Raw genomic sequence first — 19,729 nt, 5'->3', positions numbered from 1 at the left:
TCGATTCCGCACCGCGCCCTCTGCCGGGGTCGATTCCGCACCGCGCTGGCAGCCGGGGTCGATTCCGCACCGCAAACAGCCGATTCGGATGCGAAACTGACCCCGCACCGAGCCGAAACCGTGCGCGGGGTCAGTTACGCACCTGGCGTCAAGAGGGGCGTTCGGCGAGTCCGGCCGGATCGGCTCCCGGGTCGGCATCGGAACCAGCACCCGCACCAGCACCAGAACCAGAACCAGCACCGGCACCAGCACCAGAACCAGAATCAGCACCAGCACCAGCACCAGAAGCGGATCCCGCATCCCCTGCGGCGAGGGCGCCGGCATCCGGGATGATGTCGATCGACTCCGTGGCCGTCGCATAGACCTCAGCGAGGCTGTCGTCGACCTCGGCCTCGTCGATCCAGGCGAGATCGTCTTCGGAGTGGTCGTATTCGACGGGCACGAGGGCGAAGTCGTCGCCGTACTCCTCGAGGCCCGCCATGACGCTGTGGCGCACGGCCATGCGGGCGTAGCGGTCGCGCAGGATGAGGGGATCGCGCCGCAGGTCCTTCATGAACGCGACCATCATGAACGCCATGATCACCGCGAACGGCAGTGCGGCGATGATCGTCACGTTCTGCAGCGATCGCAGGCCTGCGCCCTCTTCGCCGGTGACGAGCAGCACGGCGGCGATGACGCCGACCAGCACACCCCAGACGACCGCGACCCAGCGAGACGGTTCGGGCCGCCCCTGCTGAGACAGCGTGCCCATGACCAGGGATGCGGAGTCCGCCCCCGTGATGAAGAAGATCGAGATCAGCAGGATGAGCACGATGCTGGTGATCAGCGGGAACGGCAGGTTCTCGAGCACTCCGAAGAGCACTTCCTCGGGCGGATCGACCGTGAGGTTCGCGCCGTCCATCTGCTGCTGGATGGCGGTCGTGCCGAAGATCGCGAACCAGATGAGCGAGATGACGGCGGGCACGACGATGACGACCGACACGAACTGGCGCAGCGACCGGCCGCGCGAGATCTTGGCGATGAACATGCCGACGAACGGCGACCACGAGATCCACCACGCCCAGTAGAAGATCGTCCAGCTCGACAGGAACGCCTGCGCCTCGTCGCCCTGCGAGGCCGAGCGGGCGACCATCTCGGGCAGGTCGCCGAGGAACTGCACGGCGACCGAGGGGATGACGTTGAGGATCAGCAGCGTCGGACCGACGAAGAACACGAAGAAGGCGAGCAGCAGCGCGACGACCGCGTTGATGTTCGACAGCGCGCGGATGCCCTTGGAGACACCCGACACCGCCGAAGCGATGAAGCAGGCGGTGAGCACGGCGATCGCGGCGATGAGCACGCCGTTGCCGAGCTCGCCGATACCACTGACGATCTCGACGCCGTGGCCGATCTGCAGGGCGCCGAGGCCGAGCGAGGCGGCGGTGCCGAACAGGGTGACAATGATCGAGAAGATGTCGATCGTGCGGCCGAGCGGCCCGGTGGTGCGGCCCTCGCCGAGCAGCGGGGCGAAGATCGACGAGATCAGCGGAGTGCGACCGCGGCGGAAGGCACCGTAGGCGATCGCGCCACCGACCAGGGCATAGAACGCCCAGGCCTGCGGCCCCCAGTGGTAGAGCACCTGCGCCTGCGCCGTGTGCATCGCCTCGAGAGTGTTGGCCTCGACGGTGCCTGGCGGGGGGCTCTCGAAGAAGGTGAGCGGCTCGGCCGCTCCCCAGAAAACGAGGCCGATGCCCATGCCGGCGGCGAACAGCATCGAGATCCACGAGAACATCGAGAACTCGGGCTCTTCGTCGTCGCGTCCGAGGGGGATCCGGCCGTATCGGCTGAAGCCCACGAACAGCATGAAGACGAGGATGACGGTGGCGATCGTCGTGAAGAAGAAGCCGAAGTACTCGACCACCCACGCGAGGACCGTCGAGGTGGTGCCCGCGAGGTTGTCGCCGGCGAAGACGCCCCAGGCGATGAAGGCGACGGTGAAGGCAGCCGCCGATCCGAAGACGAGCGGATCGGTGCGGTAGGTGCGGCCCGTCTCCTCGACCGATACGCCGGGGATGAGGGCGGGGTGCACGCTGGGTGGTGGAGGTACGGCCGCTATGTCGCGCACGATCTTGCGTGCGGTCTCGGCTGCTCTCACGGTGCCCGTCGTCGGCGTGCTCGCCGTCGCGTGGGCGTCGGAACTCTCAGATGACTCATCGTTCGGTGTGCCCATGAGAATCGATTCTCCCATGCCCGGGCTGCAAGCACCGGCCCGCCCGGCGGCCTCCGCACGGGGTCCGCGCTCTGTCAGCACGGGGTCAGCGCTCTGTCAGCGCGGTGCGCGGCGCCCCACACCCGCGAAGACCGAGTGCAGCAGTGGCAGCCCCGAGACGCAGATCAGCGTGATGCCGAGCGGAGCGATCGAGGGGACGAGCAGCGCTCCCCCGACCAGCATCGCCGCGAACAGCACTCCTGAGCCGATACGGCGGGCGATGCCCTCGAGCCGGTCGAGACGCCTCTCCAGACGCGAAGTGTCGAAGGTGACGTTGCCGTCGTCGACGCGCGTGATGATCGCGTCGATCTTCTTCGGCAGACCGTAGGTGACCGCCATGGTCTCCATCGCCTGCTGTGCCATCTCCTGCATCAGGTTGCCCGATTCGTCGCGCAGCAGGCGCCCGGCGTACGGCTCGGCGGCATCCCACACGTTGAACGTGGGATCCAGGCTCGAGCACATGCCCGAGGTGAGCGAGACCGCACGGATCAGCAGCAGCATGTTCTCGGGGAGCTGCAGGGGCAGCGAGCGCACCATGTCGCCGAATTCGTCGGCGAAGTCCGCGAACTCACGCGGATCGACGGTGCTCAGCTCGGCGAAGCCCATGCCGCCGAAGCGGGCGAACAGCGCACGCAGCGCACGCTCGAGCTCGGCGGTGTCGGCAGAGGGCAGCAGCACGCCGATCTCCTGCGCGGCGGCGACGAGACCCTTGCTGTCGCGACCGGCGACCGCGATGAGCAGGGTGCGCAGGCCCGCGCGCAGGTTGTCGGGCACCTCGGCCATCATCCCGAAGTCGATGAAGGTGAGGCGGAAGTTCCGGCCCGCCCGCTCGGTCTCGGAGCCTTCCGATGGCACGGGCGTCACGAAGATGTTGCCGGGGTGCGGGTCGGCATGGACGAAGCTGTGGGTGAACACCTGGTCGAACATGACCTCGGCGAACACGTCGGCGACCTCGGACGGATCGATGCCGGCCGCCCGCAGCGCCTCGACGTCGTTGATCTTGATCGCCGTCACATCGGAGAGGGTGAGCACGCGCCTGGTCGAGCGCTCCCACACGATCTCGGGGGCGCCGATGCGCGCATCGCCGGCGAAGTTCTCGCGGAACCGCTCGGCGCTGGCCGCCTCGTGCAGGTAGTCGATCTCTTCGAGGCTCGTGACCGCGAACTCCTCGATGAGCCCCGGGGCGTCGACACGGTCTGCGACCAGTCGCACGCGGGTGAGCCAGCGCGCGACTCGACGCAGCACCGCGAGGTCGACGGCGACGATCTCGTCGATGCCGGGTCGCTGCACCTTGACGACCACGTGCCCGAGACCGGTGTCGGCGGCATCCTGTGCGGTCAGGCGCGCACGATGCGCCTGACCGAGGGATGCTGCGGCCACGGGCGTCTCATCGAACCATGCGAACGCCTGGGTGAGCGGGCGTCCGAGCTCGGCTTCGGCCGCCCGTCGGATGTCGGCGAACGGCACGGCCGGGACCTCGTCCTGCAGCCCTTCGAGCTCTTTCGTGATCTCCGGCGGCAGCACGTCGAGGCGCGAGGACATGAACTGCCCGACCTTGATCATCAGGCCGCCGAGCTCGACCGCGAGCACGTGGAATCGCCTCGCGAAGCGCTGCATCCGCGACGAGCGGGTGCGCTCGGCGACCGAGCGCAGCCCGAGGCGCGGCAGGATGAGCTCGAACCACCAGATCTTGACGAGCTCGCGCGCCGCGAACGACAGGATGCGGCGGTACCGGGCACGGTGGGCGCCGTGCGCCGCAGCATCCGTCATATGTCGTCCCTGGTTCGTGTGCGATCAGTCCTGAGCGAGGATCGAGTACAGCCTACGGCGGGCCTCGTCGAGGATCTCGACCGCCTGCTGCACCTGCTCGGTGCTGCCGCTGCGTCCGACGGCCGCCGCGGCGGCGGCCAGATCGACGCCCGCCTTCGGCAGTGCCGAGTATCGCGGGTTGTCGTGCAGATTCTCGCCCTTGTGCTGCGGCTCCCACGGAGCGCGGGTCTCGGTGTGCTCGGATGCGACTGCACGGCCGGCCTCGGTGAGCGAGTACGTCTTGCGACCGTTCTGCTCATCGGCCTCGATCAGGCCCTCATCGGCGAGCAGCTGCAACGTCGGGTAGACGGAGCCGGCGCTGGGCTTCCAGGATCCACCGCTGCGATCGGCGATCTCGGTGATGATCTGGTAGCCGTGCATGGGCCGCTCGGCGAGGAGCGAGAGCACGGCGGTGCGGACGTCGCCCTTGGCCATGCGGGAGCCGCCGCTGGGGCGCTGCTCGAACGACTTGCGGAGCTGGTCCATGGCATCGAAGATCGCGGATGCGGGTCCGCCGGGGCCCGCGCCGAAGCCGGATCCGCCGAACGGGTTCGAGGGGAATGCGTTGTTCATGGTGACCTCCCGGGTGTGGTGAGCGATAGTCAACGATATATCGTTAACCCTGTGTGCGGGGTGGGAATTCCCGGCCTCCAGCACGGCGTCTTCCTGTGCGCAAGGGCCATGCACCGCGCAGGTGGGGGTGGTTTACTACCTTCGATGTCGAATTCTGCTGCCGCCGCGCCCGCACCCGCCCCTCTGCGCGTCAGCGTGGTCGTTCCCGTCTTCAAGCCGGGCGCATCGTTCGACGATCTGATCGCCTCGCTCGACCGGCAGACTCTCGACCACTCCCGGTTCGAGGTGCTGCTGTGCGACGACGGTTCGGGCGAGGAGACCGCCGCGCGGCTGGTCGAGATCGCGCGCGACCGCCCGTACATCCGCGTGGCTTACCTCGCTCCCTCCGGGTGGCCGGGCACCCCGCGCAACCACGGCATCGACGATGCGCGCGGCACCTACATCCAGTTCGTCGATCAGGACGACTGGCTCTACGACGGCGCGCTCGAGGCGCTGTGCGACTATGCCGATCTGCACGGGTCCGATGTGATCCTCGGCAAGGAGATGGGCATCGGTCGCCGACTGCCCGCCCGCATCTTCCGCAAGGACATCCCGAATGCCCGCCTCGGCGATGACCCGCTGCTCGAGATGCTCACCCCGCACAAGATGTTCCGCACGGCTTTCCTGCGCGAGAAGGGCATCCGCTTCCCCGACGGCAAGGTGCGGCTCGAAGACCACCTGTTCGTGATGCGCGCGTACTTCGAGGCCTCGAAGATCTCGATCCTCGCGAGTCGGCCGTGCTACGCCTGGGTGAAGCATCCGGGCAGTGCGAGCGCAGCGCGGATCGACCCCGAGTCGTATTACCCGCACCTCGAAGCCGTTCTCGATCTGGTCGAGCGCTACACCGAACCCGGTCGTCTTCGCGATCGTCTGCTGCGGCACTGGTTCCGCGGCAAGGTCCTGAAGCGTCTCACCGGCCGGCAGATGGTCCGCTACCCCGACGACTATCGCGAACGCCTGCTCGACGTGGTCGCTCCCCTCGCCGAGCGGCGATTCGGCCCGGGAGTCGACGCAGGCCTGTCGTTCCCGAACCGCATCCGCGCCGCCCTGCTGCGGGCCGATCGTCGGGCAGACCTGCTGACGTACGCCCGCTTCGAGGACGAGATGGAGTGTCGCGCCACCGTCACCTCAGCGCGCTGGTCGCGCGGAGGCGGCCTGCATCTGACGCTCGCGGTGTCGATCACACACGACGGTCGGGATGCACTGGTGTTCGAGCCGGGCACCGGCATGCTCACGTCGCTGCCCCTGGCTGTGGACGGTCTGCCGACCGCCCTGCTCGAGGCGAAGAAGGAACTGCAGAACGATCGGGTCGGACTGGTTCTGCGCGACCCGGCGGCGGGTGTCGAGCGACACATCTCGGGCACGCATCCGCGCAAGCTCGATGCCGTGAAGGTCGCGCTCGACCCGCTCAAGGTGTTCGACCGGGACGACCGATCGACCGGTGCGCCGTTGTTCGTGGCGGTGCGCCGAGCCGGCTGGACCTTCGATGTGCCCCTCACTGCGGATGCGGCGACGCTCGCCGCGGCCGGACGCTCGCCGCTGCTCGCCGGGCGCACCTGCACCCCGGTTGTCGGCCCCGACGGCGGCGTGGAGCTGCGCCGCCAGTGGCCGGGTGGCCGCCTCAAGGATCTCGCCGGTCGCGCCGCACGCCGCCTGCGGAGCGGATCGCCGAAGAAGTAACGCGCGCTCAGTACGGATCGGGATCGGGTCGGGCACGGGATCGGGGTCGGGGTCGCCGCGCGCTCAGCGGGCGAGCGTGAGCACCTCGGCGCCGGCATCCGTGATCGCGATCGTGTGCTCGGTGTGGGCGGTGCGGCAACCCGTCGCGCTGCGCAGGGTCCATCCGTCGGCGTCGGTCACCAGCACATCGGTGTCGGCCATGACCCACGGCTCGATCGCGAGCAGCAGGCCGGGGCGCAGTCGATAGCCGCGACCGGCACGGCCGTCGTTGGCGATGTGCGGATCCTGATGCATGGTCGATCCGATGCCGTGGCCGCCGAACTCGAGGTTGATCGGGTATCCGGCCGTGCTGAGCACCGCGCCGATCGCCTGCGAGAGATCGCCGATGCGAGCGCCGGGGCGGGCCACGGCTATGGCGGCGGCGAGCGCGCGTTCGGTCGTGTCGATCATCGCCAGGTCTGCGGATGCCGCCGTGGTTCCCACCACGAAGCTGATCGCGGCATCGGCGGAGATCCCGCGCAGGGTCACCGCGAGGTCGAGGGTGAGCAGATCTCCGTCGAGCAGGGCGTAGTCGTGCGGCATACCGTGCAGCACCGCGTCGTTCACGGCGGTGCAGAGATAGTGTCCGAAGGGCCCACGGCCGAACGAGGGGGCATAGTCGACGTAGCATGACGTCGCCCCGGCATTCTCGATCATGCGCTTCGTCCACCGGTCGAGCTCGAGCAGATTCACCCCCACGCGCGCCCGCACCTTCAGCGCCTGCAGGATGCGGCCGACCAGCACGCCGGCATCCCGCGCGCGGCCCAGCTGGTCGCTGTCGAGGATCTCGATCATGGTGGTCTCCGATTCCTGTAGGTCCAATAACTATCCCGGTAATACTATCCCGGTATTAGAATCGGCACATGATGGTTCGGATGCCCCTCACTCCCGCCGAGGTCGAGCGCGGCGAGCGCCTGGGAGCCCTGCTGCGGCGCGCGCGCGGCGAGCGCTCTATGCTGAGCGTCGCCCTCGACGCCGGCGTGTCTCCCGAGACGCTGCGCAAGATCGAGTCGGGCCGCGTGGCCACCCCGGCGTTCTCGACGATCGCGGCGATCGCGGGTGTACTGCACCTGTCGCTCGACGCGGTGTGGGCCGAGGTGGAGCCCGCCGTGCCTGCCACCGTGCCTGCCACCGTGCATGCCCCCGGTCACGCGCAGATCGCGTCCTGAGATGGCGAATGCGCTGATCACCGGCGGCTCCCGCGGCATCGGGCGGGCGATCGCACAGGTGCTCGCGCGCCGCGGGGACCACGTGGTTGTGCACTACGGACGGGATCGCGCCGCCGCCGAAGAGACCCTGTCGTCGCTCGAGGGCTCGGGTCACGCCATCGTGGGCGGCGATCTCGGCACCCCGGCCGAGGCGCAGCGGGTGGTGATGGAGGCTATCGCGGCACTCGGCTCGCTCGACATCCTCGTGAACAACGCGGCCGTGGCCCCGAGTGCGGCGAACGCGCACCGCGCCGACGACGTGCCCTATGCGCAGTGGCAGCAGGCGTGGTCGGAGATGGCGGCCGTGAACCTGTTCGGCGCCTCGAATGTCACGCTGCTCGTCGCCCAGCATCTGATCGAGCGCGGAAGCGGCGGGTCGATCGTGAACGTCGGTTCGCGCGGTGCGTCTCGCGGCGAGGCCGATCATCCCGCGTACGCGGCGACCAAGGCGGGGCTGCAGGCTTTCGGCCAGTCGATGGCGCTCACGCTCGCACCGCACGGCATCTCGGTGACCTCGGTCGCCCCGGGCATGGTCGCGACCGAGCGCCAGTCGGCCACGCTGACGGGCCCGGAGGGCGACAGCATCCGCAGTCAGAGTCCGTTCGGGCGCGTCGGCACGCCCGAGGAGATCGCGGATGCGGTCGCCTATCTCACCTCGCCCACCGCGGTGTGGGCCTCGGGCACCGTGCTCGACCTCAACGGGGCGTCGTACTTCCGCTGAGCGCCCCGCTTCGCGCCGACGTCCCACCCCCGCTGACACCGCATGCCCGCAGGCCGGCACGCCCGCACGCCCGCATGCCCGAACGCCCACTGGTAACGCACGACCGCATGCCCGGCCCGCACCGTCACCGCGTGCCCGCACCGCGCTCATGCCGCCATATCGAATCGCGCGCGGCCCCCGAGCCGGGGTCTGCACTCCGGGTCGACGTATTCGGGCGGAATGAACCACACCTTGCCCGCGACCCCCTCTCCATCGATACGGATCTCCCACCCGTTGTCGTGGATCCGATGGTGACACGTCTCGCAGAGCAGTACTCCGTTCGACAGATCGGTCGGACCGTGATCCCTGCTCCACCATCGGAGGTGATGCGCTTTGGTCATCTGCGGAGGAAGCCCGCACATCGCGCACCCTCCGTCCCTCTCGACCAACGCGAGGCGTTGCGCTCGAGTGAAGAGCCGCTTCTCTCGTCCCCAGTCCAGGATCTCGCTGCCGCCGCCGAGAACGCACGGGATCACGCCGCCGTTCGCGGCCATCCTCCGCGCCGCGCCGACGCTGACCTTCTGGTCGAGACCGTCGATCGTGGCGCAGCCCGTGCCGGACTGCAGATCGTCGAGCGTGATACGCACGACCACCGTGGCGCCGGCGAGAGGCAAGCTCTCACCCTCGCATCCGAGTACGTGCGCACAGAAGAGTGCGAGAGCGTCGATCTGGAGCATCGGCACCGTGCGGCGGTCGACATAGGGAGCATCGGCATCGGGAGCATTCGCGTCGGGAGCATCCTTGCGGGCAGCGAAAGCCGCGGTGACGTACCCGCGAATCGCGGCGACGATCGGCGCCGCGGTCTCGATGTCGATTCGGGCGTCGAGATGCAGCATCCCGTCTCTCTCGAACATGGTCAGCGACCGACGACGTCGCATCTCTTCGCCCTTCGGCTCCAGTCCGTCGGGGTCCAGCCATGCATCGGCGCGAGTGACCAGCCTGCGGACATCGTCGAGCGAGAGCCCTGTCGCCTTGTCTGTCAGAATCCGCTCGGCCTCGGCGATGCGGTCGGTTCCCGCCGAGATCCGACAGCGCTCCAGCAGCGCGACGATCAGCCCGGCCGCCTGCACTCCCAGCCGACCGGCCGTGAGCGCCTCGCCGAGCGCGGGGTATCGAGCCGGCAGCCGAGAGCCCCGTAGATCGGTGCGCGAGGCGGTTGCCTCACCGACGGCGACGAGACGCGTCGCTTCGACGCGGGACACTCCCGTCGTCGCCGCGATCATCGTCTCCGCGGAACGGAATCCCTGCTGCTTCGCGAGCCCGCCGGCACCCAGCTCACTGCGCGACTCCTGAGAGATGACCGCAGCGACGTCCGCATGGACGGCATCGAGAAGCCGCCTCAGCTCACCTGTCGCGGAATGCACCGCGGTCAGACGGTCGCGGGACAGGTCCGCGGCATCGTCTGCGTCAGCCCACAGCCCATCGAGGCGGGACATCGCCTGATGGAGAGCGGACAACTTCGACATACCTCGATTTTACCGCGTCAGATGCCGAGTTTCGAAGTTATGTTCTAGTGGATTCCAAGGTGCCGGCATGCTCGTTGCGCCTACTCGCGCCGGCATGCCGCCACGCAGCACGCACATGCCCAAGCGTCACGCGTCACGCGTCACGCGTCACGCGGCGACGACGCCACCTCCGGCCACTCAAAGCGACGCCGCTACACGGCCGCGCATGCCGACTCAGCCGCACAGCCGCACAGCTCACCACAGCCCGCAGCCCACGTCGCGCAGCCCACCGCCCACGTCCCACAGCCCACCAAAGCCCACGGCCCACACACAGCCCACGGCTCACGCAACCCCATGCGCCAACCCCGGACCGGACCACCCTGGACCGGACCACCCCGGACCACCCCTGACTACCCCTGACCGGACTACCCCCGCAGCACCGATTCCAACAGTCCGGGGAACAGCGCCTCCAGGTCGTCGCGTCGCAGCGTCAGCATCCGCCGCCGACCGTGCGGCTCATTGCGGATCACCCCCGCTTCGCGGAGAACCTTCATGAAGTGCGACTTCGTCGACTTGGGGAGGTTCGGATCGGTGGCGTGGCAGGCGGCCATGTCGAGCGGTCCGTCGGCGAGCTGTCGGGTGATGGCCAGGCGCTCGGGGTCGCTGAGGGCGAAGAGCACGTCCGTGAGCTGAATCTCGGAGCGGTCCGGATGCGGGAGGTCGCCTGGCATGGTTCGAGAATAGTTGAACAATCGCGCGAGGGCGAGTACGCTCCGATAGTTCGATGATTGTCGAACTCAACGACGTCGCGTCCCAGACCCGACCCACCGCGCGGAGCACCCATGACCACCACGTCACCGACCGCCGCTGTCGAGCCGGCGGTCTCCGGCATCCGACGCCCCCGATTCGGCTTCGTCCTGGCGATCGTGACCCAGATCGCGATGATGATGGGGGCGAGCGCACCCTCGCCGTTCTATCCGGTGCTCGCGGCCGAGATCGGGTTCGACGCGATCGTCATCAGCGCCGTCTTCGCCGTGTACGCGGTCGCGCTGCTGCTCGCGCTGCTCTCAGCGGGCTCGCTGTCGGACCACGTCGGGCGGCGCCCCGTCGTGATCGGCGGTCTGCTGCTGCTCGCCGCCAGCATGGTCCTCTTCTGGCACGCCGATACGGTCGCCACCCTCGTACTCGCGCGCATCCTGCAGGGGGGCGCCAGCGGTGTGCTCATCGCCGCCCTCTCTGCCGCCGCCCTCGATCTCGCCCCCGGTGGGCGCTCTCGGGTCGCCGCCCTCTGGAACGCCCTCAGCCCCGGCATCGGACTCGCCCTCGGCGCGCTGCTCGCCGGCATCGCCCTCGATCTGACCGGGCAGCCGCTGCTCGACGTGTTCGCTCCGCTGACCCTGGCCTATCTCGTACTCGCGGCACTGTTCCTGCTCGCCCCCGAGACCGCACCGCTGCGTCCCGGCGCCTGGGGGTCGCTGCGCTTCCGACTGTCGGTGCCCGTCGCAATCCGCGCGGACTTCTGGCGCGGAGCCCCCGCGGTCATCGCGGGGTGGGCGACGGGCGGACTCTTCCTCTCTCTCGGCGCGAACATCGTGCGCGCCGAGCTCGGCGGAGAGGCCCATGTGTGGCAGGGCCTCGCCGTCGCGATGCTCGCCGGCGTCGGCGCGATCACCGCGTTCCTCCTGCGCACGCGCTCCCCGCGCACCTCGGTCGTCTTCGGCACGGCCGCGCTCGCGACCGGCACCGCTCTGTCGCTCGTGGCGCTGAGCCTGGCATCGCTGCCTTTCTACCTCGCCGCCACCGCGATCACGGGCATGGGCTTCGGCACCGCGTTCTCTGGGGTCGTCGCCTCGTTGGCTCCCCGCATCCCTGCCACCGACCGCGCTGACACCTTCGCCGTGATCTACGTACTGGCGTATCTCGCCTTCGGCGTTCCCGCGGTCATCGCGGGGATGCTGGTCGGACTGTTCGGCCTCGGCGTCGTGTGCGTCGGCTACGGGATCGTCGTGATCGCACTCGCCGTCATCGCCCTGGTGCTGCGACTGCGCCAGCCGGAGTGACGACCGCACCTCGCCAGCCGGAGTGACGACCGCACCTCGCCGCAGCGCGTGACGAGATCACCGCCCCCGCAGCGCGATGCCGGAACAGGACGCTACAGGTCGTATCGATCCTCGGGGACTCCGCCGAGGAGCGCGTGACGGGCCACCTCTCTCATCGCCGCGGTGATCGTCCCGTACGCGTCCGTCGCGGAGAGGAGCGCGATGCTCTCGACGACCCGCCCGACTCCACCGTCATCGCGCGCTCCCCGCAGTCCCTCCCACGGTGTTCCTCCGCCATCGAGGTCGACCCGCGCATCGGATTCGGCGAAGGCTCGGGACCCCTCGACGACGAGATTCGGAAGGTCGTCGACGTGCGCCGCCGTCCCATCGGCGATCGCGAGCAGCACGAGCGCTTCCTCGGCCCGCGACCGAGTCGACCGCAGATCTCGCCACCCGCCGTCGCCGGCCGCGACCATCGCGGCGAGTGCCTGCAACGTCAGCGGAGAGGCGACGCGCAGCGTGCGGGCGCGAGCTGTCGCGACCACCTTTCCCTTGAAGCGTCGGATCAGCTTCGCGCGCCGGGCGAATGAGACCAGCGCCTGCCCTCGTGATCGCACCTCGTCGGGCGTCCCGTTCCACCCGAGCGAGCGCACGACTCGGTCGCTCTCAGCCTCCGGCAGCCACCCGCTCTCGGCATCCTGCACCGCGCCCATCGTTCCGAGCAGGTCGAGAAGCCGGGTGAGAGATGCGAGCACCGACTCCGCATCGCCGTAGTCCGGGGCCGCGGACCGCAGCAGGTCGGTTCGGTCGATGTGCGCGAGCAGAGCCAGTCGCCGCGCGGGCGTCACCGCCGAGGCGAGCGTCTTGATCGACGACGGCGACGGCAGATGCGGATCGTCGAACCACAGACCGCCGTCGTCGAAGAACGGCTGCACCACACCGTGTCGGCGCAGCAGTTCGCGGTTCACGTCGTCTTCACGAAACGGCGCCTCGCCGGTCAACCATCCGCTCGACCGCTCATCAGCCGAGGAAGCCGCGACACCCGGCGGCTCCATCGCGGACGGCAGCGAGGTGACCGACAGCCATGGTGTGCCGATCGGCGGCGTCTCGATGGAGCGGATGCCGATCACCGGGTCGTGAGGGAGCCCCGGAATCTCGTCGGCTCCGGGCCTCGAAGGCCACGGATACGCGTAGGCCTCGTCGTGGTGGCAGCGGTCGAGGCCGTCGTGCTCGGAACTCTCGTGAGGTTCGAGCCCGACGCTCAGCCGATACGCCTCGACGATCCAGTGATGCGGCGACCCGGTCGGCAGATCGATCGCCCGATCGAGCTCGGGTCGGCCGTCGACCGTGAGCTCGACGCGCATGAAGGTGGGCATTCGGACAGGGATCTGAATCGTCATGCGAGCGAGGCTATGAACCGGGCCCGACACAGGGAGACACGCGCCGCACGACCTGTGGACGAGATCGAGAACGGGGTCTGGGTGGAGAAGAGGTCGCGCCCAGATGGCGCCGCCACCAAGCAGTGATTGACCAATCACTCTCACCCGCGTACAGTCATTCCCATGACCCCGCGCAGCCCGATCCTCTCGACGGCCGACATCCGACGCCCGCTGGTCGCGGCGGCGGCGCTGGTCGAGTTCGCCCGCGGTGGGTACTTCCGCACCACCGTGGCAGACGTGGCCCGCGAGGCGAAGATCTCTCCGGCGTACGTGTTCAAGCTCTACCCGCGCAAGGAGCAGCTGTTCGTCGCGGCGCTCGAGACCTGCTTCGAGCGGATCATCGACGCCCTCGAGGCGGGTGCCGATGCCGCCGGATCCCCCCGCCCCGACGACCTGCTCGACGCGATGGGCGAGGCGTATGCCGACCTCATCCGCGATCGGTCGCTGCTCATGCTCCAGGTGCACGCGCAGTCCGCCGCAGAGACCCCCGAGATCGGCGACGCACTCCGCGCCGGGCTCGCGAAGGTGACGGAGTTCGTGCGACACCGGTCGGCGGGAAGCGACGACGCCGTGCAGCGCTTCATCGCCTACGGGCAGCTCTGCCACCTGATCGTCACCGCGCGGGTCGACGAGAGCAGCGCGCCGTGGGCGAAGATCGTCGCGCACGGCATCCGTCACCCCGAGTGAGACGCACCGCATGATCGCGGTTCTTCCATTTCTTCGGGAGTGAGTGAACAGTCACTCTCCCGCCGCCAACCCGACAGATCCCTTACACAGAGAGACGAGACCATCATGAGAATCACCACCCCCGCCCCCGCACCGAGCAGCAGCACCAGCACCAGCACCAGCACCAGCACCAGCACCAGCACCAGCACCAGCACCAGCACCAGCACCAGCACCAGCAGCACCATCAGCAGACGCAGCAGACGCTGGTTCGCCCTCAGCATCCTCGCGCTGGCGCAGTTCCTCGTGGTGCTCGACGCCTCGATCGTCAACATCGCGCTGCCGGTGCTCGGCGAGCAGCTCGCCATGGGCACCGCCGCGCTCGCCTGGGTGATCACCGCGTACGTCCTCGCATTCGGCGGCCTTCTGCTGCTCGGCGGCCGACTCGCCGACCGCTACGGCCACCGCCGGATCTTCCTCATCGGCACGGCGGGATTCGTCGCCGCCTCCGCGCTGGCCGGCCTGTCGCTCTCGAGCGAGATGCTGCTCGCCGCACGCGCCCTGCAAGGGGTGTCGGCGGCACTGCTCGCACCGTCGGCGCTGGCCCTGCTGACCCAGCTGTTCCCCGATTCCCGCGACCGCTCGAAGGCGCTGGGCGTGTGGGGCGGCGTCGCCGGCATCGGATCGGCCGCGGGCGTGCTGCTGGGCGGCGTGCTCACCGCCACCTTCGGGTGGCAGTCGGTGTTCTTCGTGAACGTGCCGGTCGGCGCGATCGTGCTCGTCGCCGTTCCGCTGCTGATCTCCCGCGACACGGACTCTGCGGCGCCGAGACTCGACCTCTGGGGTGCGGCCACCATCACCGGCGCCCTCGTCGCGGTGGTCGGTGCGCTCAGCGCGGTCGAGCAGGTCGGCATCCTGCATCCGCTCCCCCTCGCGCTGCTCCTGGCCGCACTGGTGCTCGGCGCGGTGTTCGTCGCGATCGAGCGACGCGCCGCGTCGCCACTGGTGCCCCTGGGCGTGTTCCGCAATCGCAACCTCTCGATCGGCAACGTCGTCGTGCTGCTCGTCGGTGCCGGGATGGTCGCGCTGTTCTTCGCCCTCTCGGTCTACATGCAGGCCGCACTCGGATACGACGCACTGACCGCAGGACTCTCGCAGCTGCCGCTCGCCGGAGCGCTCGTCGTGGTCGCCGGCATCGTCCCGACTCTCGTGCAGCGCCTCGGGCTGAAGGCGACGCTCATCGGGTCGCTGCTCGTCTTGGCCGCAGGCCTCGTGTGGCTGTCGTTCGCGCCCGCGGATGCCGGGTTCGTCGCGCAGCTGCTCGGCCCCACCCTGCTCATCGGCGTGGGCCTCGGCGGCGCGTTCGTCACGGCGACGCAGCTGTCGGTCGACGGGGTCGACGGCGGAGAGGCCGGACTCGCCGGCGGTCTCGTGAACACCGGTCAGCAGATCGGCGGCGCTCTCGGACTCGCGGTGCTCGGCACCCTCGCCGGACTGCGGACCGAGGCCTTGACCGCGGCCGGAGCCTCCGCACCTGAGGCTCTGACCGGCGGCTTCGCCTGGCTGTTCCTCGGCGCCGCAACCGTCACGGCGGTCGGCGCCGTCGTCGCGGGATTCGCACGCACGGAGTGACGGCCGGCGGTGAACGGATGCCGGGCGGCGACGAGCCCCCGGCATCCGCCGTACCCTGGAGTGTCCGGCCCGCCTCCGGCCGACTTTCTGGAGCATCCCATGTCTGCACTCACGGTCGATGATCGCGCCCGCTATCGGGCCAAGCCCTCCGTCCTCGACGCGCTGAAGAACCCGCGGATGCTGACGCGCGAGGTGCTGGCCGGTCTCGTCGTGGGACTCGCCCTGATCCCCGAGGCGATCGCGTTCTCGGTGATCGCGGGCGTCGACCCGAAGGTCGGCCTGTTCTCGTCGTTCATCATGGCCGTGTCGATCGCGTTCCTCGGCGGGCGCCCGGCGATGGTGACCGCCGCGACCGGAGCCGTCGCTCTCGTGATCGCCCCCGTCGCGCCGACGTACGGGATGGACTACTTCATCGCGACGGTGATCCTGGCGGGCGTCTTCCAGGTGATCCTCGGTGTGCTGGGGGTCGCGAAGCTCATGCGGTTCATCCCCCGCAGCGTCATGGTCGGCTTCGTGAACGCGCTCGCGATCTTCGTGTTCAGCTCACAGTTCCCGCAGCTGATCGACGTGCCGTGGCTGGTGTACCCCTTGGTCGCGCTGGGAATCCTGGTCATGATCGTGATGCCGAGGATCACCAGGATCGTGCCGGCGCCGCTCGTGTCGGTGATCATCGTGACCGGCGTGGTGCTGACGATGGGACTCACGGTGCCGACCGTCGGCGATCAGGGCGAGCTCCCCCGCAGCCTGCCGTCACTGTTCCTGCCCGACATCCCGTTCACCTGGGAGACGTTCACGATCATCGCGCCGTTCGCGCTCGGGGTCGCGCTGGTCGGGCTCATGGAGTCGCTGCTCACCGCCAAGCTCGTCGACGAGATCACCGACACGCACTCGAACAAGACCCGCGAGTCGTGGGCGCAGGGCGTCGCGAACATGCTGTCGGGGTTCTTCGGCGGCATGGGCGGATGCGCGGTGATCGGTCAGACGATGATCGGCGTGAAGGCATCCGGCGCCCGCACGCGCATCTCGACGTTCTGTGCCGGGATCTTCCTGTTCCTGCTGGTGGTCGTGTTCGGCGACTTCGTCGGCACGATCCCGATGGCGGCCCTCGTCGCCGTGATGATCATGGTGGCGATCGGAGCGTTCGACTGGCACAGCGTCACGCCGTCGACCCTGAAGCGGATGCCGAAGAGCGAGACGTTCGTGATGGTGGCGACCGTCGTGCTCGTGCTGCTGACGCACAACCTCGCGATCGGCGTGGTGGGCGGCGTGCTGGTCGCCTCGGTGCTGTTCGTGCGCAGGGTCGCGCACTTCGTGTCGGTGGCGCGGACGGTCGCCGGCGACACGGTGACCTACACGGTGACCGGCGAGCTGTTCTTCGCCTCGAGCAACGACCTGACGACGCTGTTCTCGTACCCTTCCGACCCGCACTCTGTCGTTGTCGATCTGTCCGGATCGCACATCTGGGACGCGTCGACCGTCGCCGCCCTCGATGCGATCGAGACGAAGTACGCGGCCCTCGGCAAGACCGTCGAGATCGTCGGGATGAACGAGAGCAGTCAGCGGATGCGCGGACGGTTGAGCGGCGGGTTCGAGTAGACCCTGGCGCTCGCGATGAGTGCAAGTACAATTGCACTCATCGCGAGAGGTGCCACGAGGGCACTTCGGAGAAGAGTCAGCCCATGCCAGACATCCGCATCCCCTCTCCCGCCCCGGTCGGACTCACGACCCATGGCGTGCGCCGCCCGTTGCTGGTCTCGCCGGTCATCGAGCAGGGGCTCCTGCACGACTGGCATGCGCGCAACCGGCAGGTCACGCTGCCGCATGGGATCGCGATGCTCGAGGAGTACGGCACCCTCGACAACGTGCGACGCCTCACCGGCGAGTCGGATGCCGAGTTCCGCGGAATGCTCTTCGCCGACTCCGACATCTACAAGACGCTCGAGGCGGCGGCCTGGGAACTCGGTCGCGAAGACGATGACGGCATCCGCGCATTCTTCGACCGGACCGTCGCGCTCATCGAGCGGGCGCAGCAGGACGACGGGTACCTCGACTCCGCATATCTCGGTCGTGACGACCGACAGCCCTGGACGGACTTCGCCCAGGGACACGAGCTGTACTGCCTCGGCCACCTGATCCAGGCGGCGGTCGGGGCGCATCGGGCGCTCGGCGACGACCGCCTGCTGCGCGTCGCCGAGCGATTCACCGACCACGTCGTGGCCCGCATGGGCGGCGACGATGCGGTGGAGTACTGCGGACATCCGCTGATCGAGGCGGCGCTGGTCGAGCTGTACCGCACCACGGGCTCCACGGCGGCGCTCGACCTGGCCGCCTCCTTCATCCGCCGACGCGGTTCCGGGTTCCTCGGCGGGGTGATGTTCGGCGCCCCCTACTATCAGGACGAGCAGCCGGCCCTGCAGGCCACCAGGATGCGGGGGCACGCGGTGCGCGCGCTCTACCTGAACCAGGGCATCACCGACCTGTACCTCGAGACCGGCGAGACGGAGATGCTCGACGCGATGCGCACCCAGTGGGATGACATGGTCTCACGCCGCTCGTACATCACCGGCGGCACCGGCGCCCGGCACGAGGACGAGGCGTTCGGCGACGCCTTCGAGCTGCCGCCCGACCGCGCGTACGCCGAGACCTGCGCCGGGGTGGCTCTCTTCGGATGGGCCTGGCGCATGTACCTGGCGACCGGAGATGCCTCCTGCATGGATGTCGCCGAGACCGCCCTCTACAACGTCGTCGCCGCGGGCATCTCGACCCGCGGCGACTCGTTCACCTACGTCAATCCGCTGCAGGTGCGCGACGAGCATCTGTACGGCGGCGATGCCCCGGCCGGCCGACGCCGGTGGTTCAGCTGCGCCTGCTGCCCGCCCAACCTCATGCGCACGTTCGCGACGCTCGAGAGTCACCTCGGCGCCGAGCGTCCCGACGGGCTGGACATCGTGCTCTATGCGTCGGCTACCCTGCACGCGTACGGCGCGACGGTGATCATCGACACCGCGTACCCCGCCGACGGCCACGTGCGCATCAGCGTCGACGGAGATGCCGCCGAGGGATGCCGTCGACTGGCCCTGCGCGCACCGGGCTGGGTGGCCGGGCGCCCGCTGACCCTGCGCCGCGGCGGCGCAGCGGTCGGGGCGGTCGGTGCGGTCGGTGCAGTCGATGCGGTCGATGCGGTCGATGCGGTCGGTGCGGGCGATGCAGTCGATGCAGTCGATGCGGTCGTCGAAGACGGGTGGATCGTCGTCGAGGACGCGCTCGTCGATGGAACCGTGCTCGAGCTGGTGCTGCCGGTCGAGATCGACGTCATCCATCCGCATCCGCGCATCGACGCCGTGCGCGGAACCGTGGCCGTGCGCCGAGGGCCGGTCGTCTACTGCGCAGTCGGTGACGTCGACGGCCTGGTCGTCGACGTCGAGGACCTCGCGGCACGGGCTGGTGAGGCTGCCGGTGCAGGTGCACGTGCGGGTGCCGGTGCGGGTGCCGGTACAGGTGCAGTGACTGGTGACGGTGCAGGTGCAGGTGCAGGTGCAGGTGCAGGTGCAGGTGCAGGTGCAGGTGCAGGTGAGGGTGAGGTCGAATCACCGGGCTGGCTCGGCCCTCGCCTGACGATCGACGCCCACCGGATGTCGTCAGAACCGCGGCCGCTGTACACCCGCGGGGGTGGCGAGCCGGCATCCGCACCGAGCAGCGTCGAGCTGCGTCCGTTCGCCGAGTACGACGGCGGCGTCTCGATGCGGGTCTGGATGCCGACCTCGACGACCTGAGCGCGACGCCACCCGGCGCTGCGCGCGTGCAGGCATCGACGCGGGCGCGTTGCAGGGCCGATAAGACACCGGAATCGCCCCTGCGGGATGCGAAAGTGACCCCGCCCTCGCCAGCGATGCGCAAGTGACCCCGCCCGCGAGAACGGGAACGCCGCAAACACTGCGGGGTCAAAAGCACACCGGAAAAGGCCCGACGAGATGCGAAAGTGACCCCGGCCAGGGCCAGCGATGCGAAAGTGACCCCGGCCAGGGCCAGCAATATGCAAGTCGCCCGGACGAGGGGACGAGAACACCGCAAAACGCCGCGGGGTCAAAAGCACACCGGAAACGGCCCGACGAGATGCGAAAGTGACCCCGGCCAGGGCCAGCAATATGCAAGTCG

The 19,729-nt window shown here is 69.2% G+C and carries 15 protein-coding genes; 8 read left to right on the top strand and 7 right to left on the bottom strand.

Annotation, left to right across the window (positions count from 1 at the left end; all coding sequences use genetic code 11):
• Positions 1-148 precede the first annotated feature (148 nt).
• From DXT68_RS01330 to DXT68_RS01320, 3 genes are all read right to left on the bottom strand, one after another.
• Positions 149-2,209 carry a BCCT family transporter gene (locus DXT68_RS01330; protein WP_082068825.1) on the bottom strand — a complete coding sequence of 687 codons (2,061 nt, stop codon included), beginning with the start codon at positions 2,207-2,209 and terminating at the stop codon, positions 149-151.
• Positions 2,210-2,305: 96 nt separating this feature from the next.
• A complete protein-coding gene (locus tag DXT68_RS01325; protein WP_045253093.1) occupies positions 2,306-4,018 on the bottom strand; it encodes an ABC1 kinase family protein in 1,713 nt (570 codons plus the stop codon).
• Between the two features lie 24 nt (positions 4,019-4,042).
• Positions 4,043-4,630: a PadR family transcriptional regulator gene (locus DXT68_RS01320; protein WP_045253092.1), complete on the bottom strand. Its 588-nt coding sequence runs from the start codon at positions 4,628-4,630 to the stop codon at positions 4,043-4,045.
• Positions 4,631-4,774: 144 nt separating this feature from the next.
• Between DXT68_RS01320 and DXT68_RS01315 the strand changes: the two genes are divergently transcribed.
• Positions 4,775-6,349 carry a glycosyltransferase family 2 protein gene (locus tag DXT68_RS01315; protein WP_052677628.1) on the top strand — a complete coding sequence of 525 codons (1,575 nt, stop codon included), beginning with the start codon at positions 4,775-4,777 and terminating at the stop codon, positions 6,347-6,349.
• A 63-nt stretch (positions 6,350-6,412) separates the two neighbouring features.
• Here DXT68_RS01315 and map read toward each other — a convergent pair whose 3' ends face one another.
• Positions 6,413-7,183 (bottom strand): type I methionyl aminopeptidase, encoded by a 771-nt coding sequence (map, locus tag DXT68_RS01310; protein WP_045253091.1) that lies wholly within the window; start codon positions 7,181-7,183, stop codon positions 6,413-6,415.
• 71 nt (positions 7,184-7,254) lie between these two features.
• On the opposite strand from map, the gene DXT68_RS01305 reads away from it, so the two are divergent.
• Both DXT68_RS01305 and DXT68_RS01300 read left to right on the top strand, forming a co-directional pair.
• A complete protein-coding gene (locus tag DXT68_RS01305) occupies positions 7,255-7,557 on the top strand; it encodes a helix-turn-helix domain-containing protein (RefSeq protein ID WP_045253110.1) in 303 nt (100 codons plus the stop codon).
• 1 nt (position 7,558) lies between these two features.
• Positions 7,559-8,317, top strand: a complete 759-nt coding sequence (locus tag DXT68_RS01300) for an SDR family NAD(P)-dependent oxidoreductase (RefSeq protein WP_045253090.1) — start codon at positions 7,559-7,561, stop codon at positions 8,315-8,317.
• Positions 8,318-8,463: 146 nt separating this feature from the next.
• Here DXT68_RS01300 and DXT68_RS01295 read toward each other — a convergent pair whose 3' ends face one another.
• Positions 8,464-9,822 (bottom strand): HNH endonuclease signature motif containing protein, encoded by a 1,359-nt coding sequence (locus tag DXT68_RS01295; protein WP_045253089.1) that lies wholly within the window; start codon positions 9,820-9,822, stop codon positions 8,464-8,466.
• 404 nt (positions 9,823-10,226) lie between these two features.
• On the bottom strand, positions 10,227-10,532 hold the full coding sequence (locus DXT68_RS01290; protein WP_045253088.1) for an ArsR/SmtB family transcription factor: 306 nt from the start codon (positions 10,530-10,532) through the stop codon (positions 10,227-10,229).
• A 111-nt stretch (positions 10,533-10,643) separates the two neighbouring features.
• Here DXT68_RS01290 and DXT68_RS01285 point away from each other — a divergent pair, with 111 nt between their 5' ends.
• Positions 10,644-11,861, top strand: a complete 1,218-nt coding sequence (locus DXT68_RS01285; protein WP_052677627.1) for an MFS transporter — start codon at positions 10,644-10,646, stop codon at positions 11,859-11,861.
• Between the two features lie 92 nt (positions 11,862-11,953).
• Here the strand turns inward: DXT68_RS01285 and DXT68_RS01280 are convergent, their stop codons facing one another.
• Positions 11,954-13,240 carry a hypothetical protein gene (locus tag DXT68_RS01280; RefSeq protein WP_156149245.1) on the bottom strand — a complete coding sequence of 429 codons (1,287 nt, stop codon included), beginning with the start codon at positions 13,238-13,240 and terminating at the stop codon, positions 11,954-11,956.
• A gap of 162 nt (positions 13,241-13,402) precedes the next feature.
• On the opposite strand from DXT68_RS01280, the gene DXT68_RS01275 reads away from it, so the two are divergent.
• From DXT68_RS01275 to DXT68_RS01260, 4 genes are all read left to right on the top strand, one after another.
• Entirely contained in the window at positions 13,403-13,966 is a 564-nt protein-coding gene (locus DXT68_RS01275; protein WP_045253086.1) for a TetR/AcrR family transcriptional regulator, read from the top strand.
• A 105-nt stretch (positions 13,967-14,071) separates the two neighbouring features.
• Positions 14,072-15,574, top strand: coding sequence for an MFS transporter (locus DXT68_RS01270; protein ID WP_082068823.1), 1,503 nt, complete (start codon positions 14,072-14,074; stop codon positions 15,572-15,574).
• A gap of 99 nt (positions 15,575-15,673) precedes the next feature.
• Complete coding sequence (locus DXT68_RS01265; RefSeq protein ID WP_045253085.1) at positions 15,674-17,170, top strand: SulP family inorganic anion transporter; 1,497 nt, start codon at positions 15,674-15,676, stop codon at positions 17,168-17,170.
• Between the two features lie 83 nt (positions 17,171-17,253).
• Positions 17,254-19,347 (top strand): glycoside hydrolase family 127 protein, encoded by a 2,094-nt coding sequence (locus DXT68_RS01260; RefSeq protein ID WP_052677626.1) that lies wholly within the window; start codon positions 17,254-17,256, stop codon positions 19,345-19,347.
• Positions 19,348-19,729: the final 382 nt, after the last annotated feature.

The organism is Microbacterium foliorum (genome assembly GCF_003367705.1).
In the GTDB taxonomy this organism is placed as follows: Bacteria; Actinomycetota; Actinomycetes; order Actinomycetales; family Microbacteriaceae; genus Microbacterium; species Microbacterium foliorum.
Note: the sequence above shows the minus strand (reverse complement) of the source record. Positions and strands in the feature narration are given on the sequence as shown.